Source organism: Rhodococcus sp. F64268, assembly GCF_023015605.1.
In the GTDB taxonomy this organism is placed as follows: domain Bacteria; phylum Actinomycetota; class Actinomycetes; order Mycobacteriales; family Mycobacteriaceae; genus Rhodococcus.
Genome location: NZ_JALKAI010000002.1, coordinates 230,618 through 244,945, shown reverse-complemented (window position 1 = coordinate 244,945; position 14,328 = coordinate 230,618). Strand labels below are relative to the sequence as shown.

Below are 14,328 nucleotides of genomic sequence, written 5' to 3'. Positions count from 1 at the left end.
GCCGGGACGTTCGGTTTGAGGGGAGTCACAGCACCGGGGCGGACGGAAGCGCAGCAATGACCGTCTCGGCTCCGATCGTGCGCTGACCACGCTCGACGAGCAGTGTGCTGCCCGCGGGCAGATAGGTATCGACGCGGGAACCGAAGCGGATGAGTCCGTACGTGTCGCCGATGGGAACCGTGTCGCCGACCTGTGCGTCGCACACGATGCGCCGGGCAAGCAGACCGGCGATCTGCACGACCCCGACCAGCGCGCCGTCGCGCATCTCGAGCAGCATGCTCGTGCGTTCGTTGACTTCACTCGCGTCGGCGAGATCAGCGGAGAGGAACTGCCCGGGGCGGTGTACGACCTTACGGACGATGCCGCCGACGGGGCTGCGCTGTACATGTACATCGAGGACCGACAGGAAGATGCTCACGCGGGGGAGCGGCTCGGTGCCGAGTCCGAGTTCGGCGGGTGGGACGGCCGTGTCGACGAGCGCGACCTCACCGTCGGCGGGTGCGACTGCGATGCCGGTCCGGTTCGGTGGCACTCGGTGTGGGTGCCGGAAGAAGGTCGCCGTCGCGGCGGCGGAGGCGAGGCCGGCGCGGCGGACCCACTTGCGGTTGCGGCCGAGTGCGGCCACCACCAGGGGTGCAGCGACGAACGGCACGCCACCGGGGTGAAGCGGCGGAATCGCCTTCTTGATCAGGTCGACGACATGTGCTGCACCGCTGGTCGGTGGTGTTCCGACGGGTGTGGGCTTACGTGCCACGGCTCCTCTTCACTCACGTTCATCGGGTTACCCGGCCGGGTTGCCCCCAGGACACTCGAGAGTACGTGAGTATAGACGCGCGTGGTCAGACGGATGCGCTCCCCTCGGCTTCGTTCTTGATCCGGGCGAGTGTGGAATTCATGCCGATGACCATGTCGTCGTCGAAGTTCTCCTGACCTCCGAGGATGTATTTGATGAGGGTCTGCGAGACCTTGCTGGTGCCGGTGGGGGCTTCGCGACGCTGCACGATTCGGGTACCCGTCGCGGTGGGTTCGAGGACGAACGACCAGATCGAGCGGTTTTCGTTGACGCGGAAACGCAATTCGCGACCGGGTTCGAAAGTGAGGACCTTCGATGTGGTCGGCCACACGAGGAGACCCTTGCGGTTGATGTTGATCGTCGAGGTTCCTGCGCCGACGCTGCCCCCTCGGATGATCATCTTCCGGCATTGGGGGCTCCACTCGCCCATGCGCTGTAGATCCGAGACGACGTTCCACACCCGGTTCGGGTCTGCTGCTACGTCGATGGTGGCTTCGAGTGTCTTCGACATGTCTGCTCCTGCTCGGTATCTGATACTCGTGGTCACAAAAATTCTGGCGTCGATCGTATCCGACGACGTGGCGACGGTCACCGGGTCGATCGCAGGAACGCTCCGAGATCGACCAGCTCCTCGGGCGTCGACGGCAGGTGATCGGTCAGTGCGCGCGAGCGGATGACGATCGCACACCACTGTCCTCGTGAGAGCGCGACGTTGAGCCGGTTGCGTGAGAGCAGGAACGACATCCCGCGCGGTACGTCCTCGATCGCCGACGCCGTCATCGACATCAGCACCACTGGAGCCTCGCGACCCTGGAATTTGTCGACCGTGCCCACATCCACCCGGGTCAGCCCGACATCGGACAGCCCGGACCGGATCATCGCTACCTGCGCGTTGTACGGCGCGACGACGAGCACATCCTTTTCCCCGAGCGGTCTCGGTGCGGTTTCTGCGTCGTCGCGCCACGCGGTGCCCAGCAGTGCCTGCACCCGGCGCACCACCTCGTCGCTCTCTTCGACCGAGCACGTCGCGTTGCCGAAATGCTCGACCGTGACGGTGTGCACGCCGGGCGAGAGCCCGTCGAGGACGCGTGCCGTGGTGTGGCCGGACTGGGACAGCAGCCGCCCGTCGTACGACAGGTCCGACACCCGCGCGCACAGGTCGGGATGCATGCGCCAGGTTCGCGACAGGAAAAACCCCCGGTCGGCGGGCAGTGCACCGTGCCCCTCGGCGAGCCAACCGAGGGCCGACTCGTCGGCGGGTTCGGGGTGTGTGCCCTGACTGACCTGAGGCAACTGCTGAGGATCGCCAAGGAGCAATAGATTCCGTGCGCTCGTCGCGACGGCGACGGTGTTGGACAGGCAGAACTGCCCGGCCTCGTCGACGACCAGCAGATCCAGGCTGCCCGGCGTGATGCAGTTCGCGTTCGTGAAATCCCATGCGGTGCCGCCGACGACGTAGCCGTCGTGGAGTCCGTCCAGATATCCCGTCAAGGTCTTGGTGTCCTTCGCGGGTGTCCAGGTGGGCTCGGTGGCCTTTGTCTTGGCTTTCGCGACGACCTCGCCCGGCACGCCCGCTTCGACGATGCCGCCCAGCATGTTCTCGACCACCGAATGCGACTGCGCGACCACCCCGACCCGCCAGCCGTGCTCGCGGACGAGTGCGGCGACGACGCGGGACCCCGTGTACGTCTTCCCGGTGCCGGGCGGACCCTGCACGGCGACGTACGAGTCGTCGAGGTCGAGGACGGCAGCGGTGATTGCGGCGGGGAACCCGCCGTCGCCGACCGGAGGGAGCGCGCCGGAACGGGTGCGTGGCGGGGTCCTTCGCAGGATGTCGACACCGGCCGTGGACGGCAGATCGGGCAATGACGCGCACATGGCGCCGGCCGCCGCTTCGATCGCCTTCTCGATACTGGCCGCCCCGATCGGGGAACCGGGCGTGATCGCCATCGGCAGAGCCGAATATTCATCGTCGGTCTGCAGCAACTCCTCGATCACGAGCACATCGTGGAAATCGCTGCCGGACCGGCGTTCGAGAATCGTCCCGCCCGACCACGCCCGCGTCCACGGGCCGCCGTCGGGTAGTCCGTCCGGTGCCGGCGCTTCGTACAGTACGAACACAGAATCCCCGGCGCGCACCGTGCTCCCGGTGTCGAAATCACCCGTGACGGCCAGATGACGCCGGGCCTTGCGCTTGCGCGGCGGCAGGTGCCAGTCGACCTCGACCGCGACGGAGGTCGCGACGAGCGTGTCGCGGGTGTCGGCCCATTCGTCCACCGGATTCGACAGGCGATCGAAGTGGGCCCACCAGAACGGTTTCCGCTCCCGCCGGTGGTAGCCGAGCGAGGCCGCCATCAATGCTGCGGCCTGCTGGTCGTCGGTGCGCTTGCTCGTTGCCTCGCCCGCGAACTCCCAGAGCGTGACCTCTGCGGGGTGCGGTTCGAAGGGGAGCGCGGTCTCCTCGGGTGTGACCCCGGTGGTGGCGATACCGTGCTCTGCGGCCCGGTCGAGTAACCAGTTGCGCAGCCGCCACGTCGATGCGCAGTCGTCCTCGTTGTACGACGCGATCGAGTCGAGCAGCTTTGCGGCCTCTTCGGTCCGGTCGGCGTCGCGGAGATCGCAGTAGTCCGCATACGCGACTATCGACGCACCGGCATCGAGCACCTCACCCTGCCGCGCCGGCATGTACAGCGGCTCGAGCTTCTTGATGCTGTACGACGACTCGCCGGCCCGAAGAGTAGCGCGCACAATCGGATACAGGTCGACCAGAACGCCGTCGCGGAGCAGGCTGTCGACCTGCTCCTCGCCCACGCCGTGCCGGCCCGCCAGGCGCAGCAGTGCGGATTTCTCGTACGGTGCGTAGTGGTAGACGTGCATCTTCGGGTGCGTTCGGCGGCGCTGTTCGACGTACTCGAGGAAATCGAGCAGTGCGCGTCGTTCCTCGGCGCGCGTATGAGCCCAGAACGGGCGGAACGTCGGATCGGTCGCACTCGGGCCCGAACCTGGTCCTTCCAACACACCGAACAGGTACTCGAGTCCCCAGTCGGGGCCACCGTCCTCGCACCACAGCGGGTCGCCCTCGAAGTCGAAGAAGATATCTCCGTCGTCCGGCGCGGGCAGTGCGGCAAGGGACCCCGGTTCGTAGACGTCGACGACCGGTTGGCCGGTCTGCTCCTGCCGCAGCTGTACCTGCGCTTGTGCACGCAGTGCGGCATATGTGCGATGCGACATTCCCGGAACGGGCTCTTCCCGCGTGCAGAGATCGTCGATCGTCGTGACGCCGCCGGCGATCAGGCGGGCGCGCTGTATGGACCGCATTCCCGCGACCAGCAGCAGATCGCGGTGGGCGGCCACCTGAGGTTCGCACGTGTCGCAGCGGCCGCACGCAGTGTGCCCCGCGTCGGCCCAGCCCACGGGAAGGCCAGAGTGGTGATGGCCGTCGACCAGGCGCTGCAGATGCAGCCTGCGCTGCGAGTAGACGGGAGCGATGTCGGCGAGGGGGTACGACGCGATCGTGCCGTCGCCGAGGATCAGGTGTGCGTGCGGCGCGACCGGGATTCCGGTGTGTGCGAGGGCGTCGGCGTAGGCGGCGAGCTGCAACAGCGCCTCGACTCGCGCGTGTCGGGCGAGTTTCGTGTCGTACACGGCGTATGTCTCGCCGGTGCGGACGAGGAAATCACAGAACCCCACGAACCGGCCGTCGAAGAACGTGCCCTGGTAGATGACGTCGGCACCCGATCGGGCGGCCTCGAACGTGGCGCGGGCAGCAGCGTCGTAGCCCTCGCGGGTGTGATCGGGGCGGGCGATCTGCACGACACCGTCGCCGAATTCGTCACGGTAGCGGTCCAGGACGCGTTGCTCGTGGGCGCCACCGAGACGGGCGGTGCGATCGAGCATCGGATCGTCGACGGCAGTGGGTCGTGGCCCGCGACCGAGGACAGCGTCGACCGTGCTGAGCAGTGAGAACTCGCACCGGGCGGCATCGGCCAGATCGCGCGAGCTGTAGACCAGCACATCGTCGAGCAGAAACATCGGCGCCGCCTCCCGCGTGGTGTCGTTGCCCGACTATGGCAGACGCGGGTGACAGCACTATCGTCGGCGCGAGCCCGTCAGTTCACGGCCGGGACAGCTGATCTCTCGACCGGTGTGTGTCGGTGGTCGCTTGTACGGTGCGGGCGTGCAACTGCGATACCAATACCGCGTGTATCCGACGCCCGGCCAGCAGGACATGCTGGCCCGTTCGTTCGGCTGCGCGCGGGTGGTGTTCAACGATGCACTGCGCGCCCGGCAGGACGCGTACGCAGCGGGAGTGAGGGTCTCGGACACCGACGTGCAGCGGTGGGTGGTCACCGCAGCGAAGAAAACTCCGCAGCGGGTGTGGCTGGCCGAGGTGGCGTCGGTGGTGTTGGTCCAGGCCTGTCAGGACGCGCGGCGCGCGTATCGGAATTGGTTCGATTCGCTGTCGGGGAAGCGGAAGGGCCGCAAGGTCGGGGCTCCGCGGTTCCGGTCTCGCAAGGACAATCGGCAGTCGATACGGCTCACTCGGAACGGGTTCAGTATCCGAGGCAACCGGAAGCTGTATATCGCGAAGGTGGGCGAGCTGAAGGTGGCGTGGTCACGGGAGTTGCCGTCCGAGCCGAGCAGCGTCACGGTCATCAGGGATTCGGCGGGTCGGTACTTCGTGTCGTTCGTGGTGGAGACCACCGACGAACCGATGCCCGAACTCGACCGCGAGGTGGGGATCGATCTCGGGCTCACCACGTTCGCGGTCCTGTCGGACGGGAAGGTCATCGAGTCGCCGAGGTTCTTCCGACGTGCCGAACGCAGACTCCGCAAAGCGCAGCAGAATCTGTCCCGAAAGGAGAAGGGCAGCAAGAACCGGGCAAAGGCCCGCCTCGAGGTCGCCAAAGCTCACGCGAAGGTGGCCGACGCCCACAAGGATTGGGCACACAAGCACTCCACGACGATCGTCCGCGAGAACCAAGCGGTGTATGTCGAGGATCTGTGTGTCGCGGGCCTGGGGCGGACGCGGTTGGCGAAGTCGGTGCACGATGCCGGGTGGGGGATGTTCACCCGCATGCTGGAGGAGAAGGCCGCCCGCTATGGGCGGACCTTCCAGCGGGTGGACCGGTGGTTCCCGTCGAGTCAGTTGTGCTCGGTGTGCGGCGTGTCGGACGGTCCGAAACCGTTGTCGGTGCGGGAATGGACCTGTCCGGGGTGTGGTGTGGTCCATGACCGGGATCTGAATGCAGCCGAGAACATCCTCGCCGCCGGACGGGCGGAGAGGCGAAACGCCTGCGGAGGGACTGTAAATCCTGCCGCATAGCGGAAGGTATGTCCCTGTGAAACAGGAACCCACCGAAAGCGCCGAGCGGGCGCTGGTAGGAATCTCGGTCGTTCACGGCCGGGAGGACGTCAAAGCTGACGGCTACCTCGCGGGGGGACGGAGTTACCAACGCCGATGCGAGGTCGCTGCGAGCGGTCGTGTCTGTGTCTGTGCGAGCGGTGCGCAGCGGAGCTGTCCCCGGTGCGCGATCGAGTGGGCGCGCATCGCCTCCCGGCGGGCGAGCATTGCTGCCCGGGCGGCGTCTCGTCGTGGGTCGTGTGCGCGCGAGGAGCATCCGCCTCCTTCGATTCCGAGCACGGTCCGGCCGAGGAGTACCAGGCCCCACGGGCCGATGACCCACAGCGGCCACGGGTAGACCATCGATGCCGTCCCGAGCGACACCAAGGCCCAGACCAGCACGTTGATCGCGCTTACGCCGAGCCACGCAGTCCACTCGATCCTCTGATGGACGGGAAGTCGTCGACGAGCACGTGCTGTGGTCGGCGCTGGAGGAGCGGACCGCGGAAGGTCGGTGAACTGCGCGCGCGCCTCGGCGACGGTCGTCGATGCGTAGACGGCGGAGGCACGGGTGTCGAACTCGTCGATGGTGAGGCGCCCGCTGCCGACATGCTGTGCAAGTTCGTCGACGAACCGCTCGCGTTCGGAATCGGAAATCCCGTCGGAGTCGGGAATGTAGGGGTTCTCGGTGGCCATGGGTCCTCCAGCGGAGATTTCCTGCCCTGATGAGCTTCCATTGTGGAATGTCGTTGCTTCCATGATGGATATGACACAGTGGAATGTCAACGGTTTCCCCGATGACGGGATGAAGGGAGCGCGTGATGGCCGGACGTCCGCTCAACGCGACGGCAGCGTCGCTGCTGGGTTTTCTGCACGAGGGTCCGATGACGGGGTGGGACCTGGTGACCACGGCGCAGGAGCGGATCGGCAAGTTCTGGTCGCTCACTACCAGCCAGGTGTATCGGGAACTTGCCGCGATGGAACGAGACGGCATGATCGTGCCCGGTGAGAAGGGACCGCGCGACCGCAAGCCCTACACACTCACCGACACCGGCCGGCAGGCGTTCGCCGAATGGATCGAGCGTGACCCCGGACCGGAGAACATCCGGCACCCGTTGCTCCTCACCGTCGCTTTCGCCGACCACCTGAGTCCGGAACGGCTTGCCGAGATACTCGCGCACTATCGGGCCGCACACGAGAAGCAACTCGCCGGTTACGAAGACCTCATGGCCCACCACGACCTGCCGGACTTCTCCGCTGCCACCGTCGAGTTCGGAATCGCATACGAACGCGCGGCGCTCACGTGGCTCGAGGGCATGGACGCACGTCTCGCGAACCGGCAGCAGAGTCCGTCAACGGAGCGGATCGAAATGCCGTAGCACCGGATCGGTGTGGCCTGTCATCGCACCCGCGAGCAGCCGACCCGTCAGCGGTCCGAGCGCGACTCCCCACATACCGTGACCGCCCGCGACGAACACGCGCGGTGATCGGGTGCCGCCGATCAACGGCAACCCGTCCGCCGTGCACGGTCTCGAACCGACCCATTCCTCACTCCGGCCGGCCCAGTCGACGTCGCGCAGGAGCGGGCGGGTCGTGTCGACGATCGCGCGGACCCGTCGTGGATCGAGCGGTGCGTCGGGGCGGCGGAACTCCATCATCCCGGCGATGCGGAACCGGTCGTGCAGGGGAGTGCAGGCGACGCGCTGCACAGGGAAATACACCGGGTTCTTGGGAAGTTCGCCGGGGACCACACTGAAGCTGTACCCGCGACCGGCCTGAACCAGGGTGCGCACCCCGAAGTCGTGGGCAAGTGCATTCAGCCGCGCTCCCGTCGCGAGGACCACCGCATCGACGGACACGTCACTCCCGTCGGCGGAGATCACGTCGACCATGCCGTTGCCGGGGTCGCGCACCTCGCTGACGTCGAAGCCGGTGATGATCTCACCACCTCGTGCTCGCACCGCATCCGCGAGCGAGGCGACGAACCGTGGGGGATCGATGAATCGTTGACCGCGGATCCTCACTCCCGCGCGCACCTTGTCGCTGAGCAGGGGTTCGAGGGAGTGCACGGTCTCGGCGTCGAGGACCTCGTAGTCGACCTCGCCTCCCGTTGCTCGCACGTGATCGAATTCCTCGAGCAGGTGGTCGCGGTCGGTTTCCGCGGTGAACGCCGCGAGGAAGGGGTCGGCGTCGCGGGTCTGCTCGGCAACGCCACCGTCCGCCAGGTCGTCGTATGCCCCCAGTGCAACCCTGTTGACCTGAGCGAACACCTCCAGTGCCGCCATCTGATGTCGTGTGGTGCAGTGCCGGGCGAAATCCGCGAGGAAGCGGATCAGCTTCGGGTCGAGCGTGGGCGGCACGTATACCGGTGACGACGGCGTGAGCATCGCTCGCAGCCCGTACTTCAGGATCGACGGCTCGGGTAGTGGCAGGGTCAGGGCCGGCGCGAGCCAACCGGCGTTGCCCCACGACGCGCGTTCGCTCGCCTCAGTGGCGTCCGGTGCGACGGCTGCCCGGTCGACGACCGTGACGGCCACACCTCGGTCCTGCAGAAACCACGCGGTGGACAGCCCCACGATGCCGGCACCGGCCACGGCCACTCGACGAATCGTCATGACCAACTCCTGTCGACGCAGAGGTACGTCCCTCCATCATGGCGCCATCGGGGGCTTCTGCACGCGTGTCGCGGGCCGTCCTAATATTCGAGGGGGAAATCTGCTTGTCGAAGGGGACAGTGAGTTGAGCACACACGTCGAACAGCGCGAGTTCCAGGCCGAGGCGCGCCAGCTGCTGGATCTGATGATCCACTCGATCTACTCCAACAAGGACACCTTCCTGCGTGAGTTGATCTCCAATGCGTCCGACGCACTGGACAAACTCCGCCTGGAGTCGTTCCAGAACAAGGACCTGAAGGTCGATACGTCCGATTTGCACATCGAGCTCGATGTCGACAAGGACGCCCGCACGCTGACCATCCGCGACAACGGTATCGGCATGTCGCGCGACGAGGTTGTCGAACTCATCGGCACCCTCGCAAGGTCTGGCACCGGGGAGCTGCGAAAGAAACTTCGTGAGGCCAAGGACGCCGCGGCATCGGAGGAACTGATCGGCCAGTTCGGCATCGGTTTCTACTCGGCGTTCATGGTGGCAGACAAGGTCACGCTCGTCACCCACAAGCCGGGGCAGGACCTCGGAACCCGGTGGGAGTCGAGTGGCGAATCCACCTACACGATCGAAGACGTCGAAGACGCGCCGCAGGGAACATCGGTCACCCTGCATCTCAAGCCCGAGGATGCCGACGACCATCTTTTCGACTACACCTCGCAGTGGAAACTCGAGGAGATCGTCAAGAAGTACTCCGATTTCATCGCGTGGCCCATCCGCATGGAGGTCTCCCGGACCACCAAGGGCGAGGACGGCGCCGACGAGGTCACCTTCGAGACCAAGACCCTCAACTCGCAGAAGGCCCTGTGGGCACGCTCGCGCGACGAGGTGTCCGACGACGAGTACCACGAGTTCTACAAGCACGTCGCCCACGCGTGGGACGAACCGCTCGAGATCATCCCGATGCGCGCCGAAGGAACCTTCGAATATCAAGCGCTGCTGTTCATTCCGTCGCATGCGCCGTTCGACCTGTTCGCCCGCGAGCGCAAGACGGGCATCCAGCTCTACGTCAAGCGCGTGTTCATCATGGACGACTGCGAAGACCTCATCCCCGAGTACCTGCGCTTCGTCAAGGGTGTCGTCGATGCGCAGGACCTGTCGCTCAATGTCTCCCGCGAGATCCTGCAACAGGACCGCCAGATCCGGGCCATCCGTCGTCGTCTCACGAAGAAGGTCCTGTCCACCGTCAAGGACATGGCGATCCAGGATGCCGACAAGTACCGGACCTTCTGGAACGAGTTCGGCCGCGTCCTCAAGGAAGGTCTGATCTCCGACACCGACAACCGCGACACGCTGCTCGCGATCTCGTCGTTCGACTCCACGGCGAGCGCCGACGAGCAGACCACGCTCGCCGGATACGTCGAGCGCATGAAGGACGGCCAGGACGAGATCTACTACCTCACCGGCGAGTCCCGTCAGCTGCTGGAGAGCTCCCCGCACATGGAGGCATTCACGGCGAAGGGAATCGAGGTGCTGTTGCTGACCGACCCCGTCGACGAGATGTGGGTGACCTCGGTACCCGAGTTCGAGGGCAAGGCGTTCCGGTCGGTGGCGAAGGGCGAGGTGGATCTCGACACCGAGGACGAGAAGAAGGCGGCCGAAGCCGAACGTGAGGAGCAGGAGAAAGAGTTCGGTGATCTCCTGACGTGGATGAAGAGCAGCCTCGACGAGTACGTCAAGGAGGTGCGTCTGTCGTCCCGCCTGACGACGTCGCCCGCGTGCATCGTGGGCGACACTTTCAGCATGTCGCCTGCGCTCGAGCGCATGTACAAGGCGTCGGGCCAGCCGGTGCCGCAGACCAAGCGAATCCTCGAGCTGAATCCCGGGCACCCTCTGGTTTCGGGGTTGCGCACGGCGCACGGCGGTAATCCGGACGATCCGGCTCTCGCCGAGACTGCGGAGTTGCTGTACGGGATGGCCTTGATCGCCGAGGGCGGCGAGGTCGACGATCCCGCACGCTTCACTCATCTGCTCGCGGACCGGCTTGCCCGCACGGTCTGAAGCAGGCCCTCTCGGGGCGATAGGCTCGGGGGTATGACTGACGTGGCGGGAGTGCTGTTCGACATCGAGGGCGTGATCGTGACGTCCTGGAAGCCGGTCCCGGGCGCCGCCGAGGTCCTCGCGGGTCTCCGAGAAGATGGTGTGGCGCGAGCCTTCCTGACCAACACCACGTCACGGACGTGTGCCGAGATCGCTGCAACGCTCAGCGATCTCGGCATGCCCGTCGAGCCGAGCGAGATCGTCACCGCCGCATCGCTCACGGCCGAGTATCTGAAGCAAACCTATCCGGGGCGCCGGTGCTGGGTGCTCAACGACGGCAATGTCGATGCCGACCTCGATGGGGTCGAACGGGACGAAGACGAGCCCGAGGTGGTGGTGCTCGGCGGTGCAGGGGAGATGTTCACGCATCGGACTTTGAGCCGCGTTGCCGAGTTGATGCTCGACGGTGTACCTGTCGTCGCGATGCACCGCGCGGCGAGCTGGCAGGGAACCGACGGGCTGCACCTCGATACCGGTGCCTACCTTGCCGGGTTGGAGGAGCTCGCCGGTCAGTCGGTAGTGGCGGTAGGGAAGCCATCGATGCAGGGATTCCTTGCAGCTGCGGACATCATGGATGTCGACCCCTCTCGCATGGTCGTGGTCGGTGACGATCTGTACGGCGAGGTGCTTCCCGGGCAGCGGCTCGGAATGACAGGAGTTCTGGTGCGTACGGGAAAATTTCGGCAGTCCGTGCTCGAGCTCGCCGTCGACCGCCCCGATCACGTGCTCGACTCGGTCGCCGATCTTCCGGAACTTCTTCGAGCGGTGTGATCGGGCTCTCGCGTCCTGCATCGCTGCCCGGTACCCTGCGCGCGGGGGCTTTCTCCCTCCTTCTTCCAGCGCAGAGGAGCACTTCTTGTCCATTCGTTCTCTCCGGTCCGTCCTTTCCGGTCGTCGTATTGCGCAGGCCTTCGCGGCGGTTGCAGTCGGGGCAGCATCGTTTGCCTTGGTGGGCACGGGTACGGCGTCGGCCGCGCCGGTGACGTGTGTGTCGCCGCCGTCCGAGAATCAGATCCTGGTGTCGGACACGGCGAGCTGTGGTGCGACGACCACCGGTGAGGGTTTTGCGCGGGCATCGGCAGCCGACAGCGGCACTGCGGTGTCGGTCGCCGAGTCCGCGGGTACGGCCGAATCCCAGGCAACCGGGTTCGGTACGGCGCTCAGCGCAGCGCGTGACGGTGGGCGGTCGTACGCGTTCGCGCTCGGTGGCGGCCTGAGTCATTCGTGGGCGCAGGGTCCGGCGACCACTTTGTCGGTGGCGGGCTGGGGTTCGGGAGCGACGGCGGACACGACCGGTGTCACCTGCGTCGGTGCCCAGTCGTTCGCTGTCAACACCGCCACGGGGCAGTGGTGCGCCGTGGGTGTGGGCTCTACACGTCGCTAGTCGATGCAGCGTCGTTAGTTGATGCGTGCAGAAAACTTCTGCACCGCGACGAGGGTGGTCGAGTGCCGGTAACCTTGCACTCGCCACCCTCGAGTGCTAAAAATGCAGTTGGCACTCGCAATGAGGGAGTGCCAGGTCGGGAAGGTGAGGCCGGGAAATATCGACACCCCTGGTCGTCCGTCGCGGGCACTGATTCCGACCGAATGCACAACAACGGGGCGTCCCGACGAGCGGCCGTCCTAGGTGTCACCCCGATATCCGGAGGATCACTTCGCAATGGCCAAGATCATCGCGTTCGACGAAGAGGCCCGTCGCGGCCTCGAGCGTGGCCTGAACAGCCTCGCCGACGCAGTCAAGGTGACGTTGGGCCCCAAGGGTCGCAACGTCGTGCTCGAGAAGAAGTGGGGCGCGCCCACGATCACCAACGATGGTGTCTCCATCGCCAAGGAGATCGAGCTCGAGGATCCGTACGAGAAGATCGGCGCCGAGCTGGTCAAGGAAGTTGCCAAGAAGACCGACGACGTCGCGGGCGACGGCACCACCACCGCCACCGTTCTCGCTCAGGCGCTCGTGCGTGAGGGCCTGCGCAACGTCGCTGCCGGCGCCAACCCGCTGGGTCTGAAGCGCGGCATCGAGAAGGCCGTCGAGGCCGTCACCGCCAAGCTGCTCGACACCGCCAAGGAAGTCGAGACCAAGGAGCAGATCGCTGCGACCGCCGGTATCTCCGCTGGCGACCCCGCGATCGGTGAGCTCATCGCCGAGGCCATCGACAAGGTGGGCAAGGAAGGTGTCATCACCGTCGAGGAGTCGAACACCTTCGGCCTCCAGCTCGAGCTGACCGAGGGCATGCGCTTCGACAAGGGCTACATCTCCCTCTACTTCGCTACGGACGCCGAGCGCCAGGAAGCCGTCCTCGAGGACGCGTACATCCTTCTCGTCAGCTCCAAGATCTCGACGGTCAAGGACCTGCTGCCGCTCCTGGAGAAGGTCATCCAGTCGGGCAAGCCGCTCGTCATCATCGCCGAGGACGTCGAGGGTGAGGCTCTGTCCACCCTCGTCCTGAACAAGATCCGCGGCACCTTCAAGTCCGTCGCCGTCAAGGCTCCGGGCTTCGGCGACCGCCGCAAGGCTCAGCTCGCCGATATCGCCATCCTCACCGGTGGCGAGGTTGTCAGCGAAGAGGTCGGCCTCTCCCTCGAGACCGCAGGTCTCGAGCTGCTCGGCCAGGCCCGCAAGGTCGTCGTCACCAAGGACGAGACCACCATCGTCGAGGGCGCGGGCGATCCCGACGCCATCGCAGGCCGCGTCAACCAGATCCGCGCCGAGATCGAGGCATCGGATTCGGATTACGACCGCGAGAAGCTGCAGGAGCGCCTGGCCAAGCTGGCCGGCGGCGTTGCAGTCATCAAGGCCGGCGCTGCGACCGAGGTCGAGCTCAAGGAGCGCAAGCACCGCATCGAAGATGCCGTGCGCAACGCGAAGGCTGCTGTCGAAGAGGGCATCGTCGCCGGCGGTGGCGTGGCTCTGCTGCAGGCCGCTCCGGTTCTCGACGACCTCAAGCTCGAGGGCGACGAGGCCACGGGTGCCAACATCGTCAAGGTTGCCCTCGAGGCTCCGCTGAAGCAGATCGCGTTCAACGCAGGTCTCGAGCCCGGCGTCGTCGCGGAGAAGGTTCGCAACCTGCCTGCAGGTAGCGGCCTCAACGCTGCCACCGGCGACTACGAGGACCTCCTCGAGGCCGGCATCAACGACCCGGTCAAGGTCACCCGCTCGGCGCTGCAGAACGCTGCGTCCATCGCGGCTCTGTTCCTGACCACCGAGGCCGTTGTGGCCGACAAGCCGGAGAAGGCCGCTGCTCCCATGGCCGACCCGACCGGCGGTATGGGCGGCATGGACTTCTGATCCGGTCCTGACTGCTCCACCCGAGCTGCACAGCGAGGCCCGATCCCACTTCGGTGGGGTCGGGCCTCGCTGCATGTTCGAAGTGTGGTTTGTGTCGCATACCAAGATCTTGACCTTCTCGTGACCTTCACATCGGAATCGTGTAAGAACGATGGTGTAATTCGGGGCTGGTCGGGGAGCGCCGCCGGGGCGAGCGTTGGA

At 66.0% G+C, this 14,328-nt stretch carries 11 protein-coding genes; 6 read left to right on the top strand and 5 right to left on the bottom strand.

All coding sequences use genetic code 11. The annotated features are described in order from the left end of the window. Positions 1–25: 25 nt before the first annotated feature. From MWU77_RS05640 to MWU77_RS05630, 3 genes are all read right to left on the bottom strand, one after another. The gene (locus MWU77_RS05640) at positions 26–754 is read right to left on the bottom strand and encodes a phosphatidylserine decarboxylase (RefSeq protein WP_169686949.1); all 729 of its coding nucleotides are present in this window, start codon (positions 752–754) and stop codon (positions 26–28) included. Between the two features lie 85 nt (positions 755–839). Then, positions 840–1,304, bottom strand: coding sequence for an SRPBCC family protein (locus tag MWU77_RS05635; RefSeq protein WP_169686948.1), 465 nt, complete (start codon positions 1,302–1,304; stop codon positions 840–842). A gap of 77 nt (positions 1,305–1,381) precedes the next feature. Then, positions 1,382–4,825: a TM0106 family RecB-like putative nuclease gene (locus MWU77_RS05630; RefSeq protein ID WP_247273140.1), complete on the bottom strand. Its 3,444-nt coding sequence runs from the start codon at positions 4,823–4,825 to the stop codon at positions 1,382–1,384. A 145-nt stretch (positions 4,826–4,970) separates the two neighbouring features. Between MWU77_RS05630 and MWU77_RS05625 the strand changes: the two genes are divergently transcribed. After that, positions 4,971–6,119 carry an RNA-guided endonuclease TnpB family protein gene (locus MWU77_RS05625; RefSeq protein WP_169686946.1) on the top strand — a complete coding sequence of 383 codons (1,149 nt, stop codon included), beginning with the start codon at positions 4,971–4,973 and terminating at the stop codon, positions 6,117–6,119. A gap of 123 nt (positions 6,120–6,242) precedes the next feature. Here the strand turns inward: MWU77_RS05625 and MWU77_RS05620 are convergent, their stop codons facing one another. Then, the gene (locus tag MWU77_RS05620; RefSeq protein ID WP_206039656.1) at positions 6,243–6,833 is read right to left on the bottom strand and encodes a DUF1707 domain-containing protein; all 591 of its coding nucleotides are present in this window, start codon (positions 6,831–6,833) and stop codon (positions 6,243–6,245) included. Positions 6,834–6,958: 125 nt separating this feature from the next. Here MWU77_RS05620 and MWU77_RS05615 point away from each other — a divergent pair, with 125 nt between their 5' ends. Further along, on the top strand, positions 6,959–7,516 hold the full coding sequence (locus MWU77_RS05615; RefSeq protein ID WP_169686945.1) for a PadR family transcriptional regulator: 558 nt from the start codon (positions 6,959–6,961) through the stop codon (positions 7,514–7,516). Here the strand turns inward: MWU77_RS05615 and MWU77_RS05610 are convergent. Further along, positions 7,490–8,752 carry an FAD-binding oxidoreductase gene (locus MWU77_RS05610; RefSeq protein ID WP_169686944.1) on the bottom strand — a complete coding sequence of 421 codons (1,263 nt, stop codon included), beginning with the start codon at positions 8,750–8,752 and terminating at the stop codon, positions 7,490–7,492. The two genes, MWU77_RS05615 and MWU77_RS05610, sit on opposite strands and share 27 nt — an antisense overlap. A 124-nt stretch (positions 8,753–8,876) precedes the next feature. Here MWU77_RS05610 and htpG point away from each other — a divergent pair, with 124 nt between their 5' ends. From htpG to groL, 4 genes are all read left to right on the top strand, one after another. Continuing rightward, positions 8,877–10,802 (top strand): molecular chaperone HtpG, encoded by a 1,926-nt coding sequence (htpG, locus tag MWU77_RS05605; protein WP_169686943.1) that lies wholly within the window; start codon positions 8,877–8,879, stop codon positions 10,800–10,802. A 33-nt stretch (positions 10,803–10,835) separates the two neighbouring features. Beyond that, entirely contained in the window at positions 10,836–11,612 is a 777-nt protein-coding gene (locus MWU77_RS05600) for an HAD-IIA family hydrolase (RefSeq protein WP_169686942.1), read from the top strand. Between the two features lie 85 nt (positions 11,613–11,697). Then, the gene (locus tag MWU77_RS05595) at positions 11,698–12,225 is read left to right on the top strand and encodes a DUF6764 family protein (RefSeq protein WP_169686941.1); all 528 of its coding nucleotides are present in this window, start codon (positions 11,698–11,700) and stop codon (positions 12,223–12,225) included. Between the two features lie 276 nt (positions 12,226–12,501). Continuing rightward, positions 12,502–14,127, top strand: a complete 1,626-nt coding sequence (gene groL, locus MWU77_RS05590; RefSeq protein ID WP_169686940.1) for a chaperonin GroEL — start codon at positions 12,502–12,504, stop codon at positions 14,125–14,127. The last annotated feature ends 201 nt before the right edge of the window (positions 14,128–14,328 follow it).

What these genes read in the sequence shown, in the direction of transcription:
- MWU77_RS05630 (WP_247273140.1), bottom strand. Translation starts at nt 4,825, where the DNA reads ATGTTTCTGCTCGACGATGTGCTGGTCTACAGCTCGCGCGATCTGGCC.
- MWU77_RS05620 (WP_206039656.1), bottom strand. Translation starts at nt 6,833, where the DNA reads ATGGCCACCGAGAACCCCTACATTCCCGACTCCGACGGGATTTCCGAT.
- MWU77_RS05635 (WP_169686948.1), bottom strand. Translation starts at nt 1,304, where the DNA reads ATGTCGAAGACACTCGAAGCCACCATCGACGTAGCAGCAGACCCGAAC.
- groL (WP_169686940.1), top strand. Translation starts at nt 12,502, where the DNA reads ATGGCCAAGATCATCGCGTTCGACGAAGAGGCCCGTCGCGGCCTCGAG.
- MWU77_RS05600 (WP_169686942.1), top strand. Translation starts at nt 10,836, where the DNA reads ATGACTGACGTGGCGGGAGTGCTGTTCGACATCGAGGGCGTGATCGTG.
- MWU77_RS05610 (WP_169686944.1), bottom strand. Translation starts at nt 8,752, where the DNA reads ATGACGATTCGTCGAGTGGCCGTGGCCGGTGCCGGCATCGTGGGGCTG.
- MWU77_RS05615 (WP_169686945.1), top strand. Translation starts at nt 6,959, where the DNA reads ATGGCCGGACGTCCGCTCAACGCGACGGCAGCGTCGCTGCTGGGTTTT.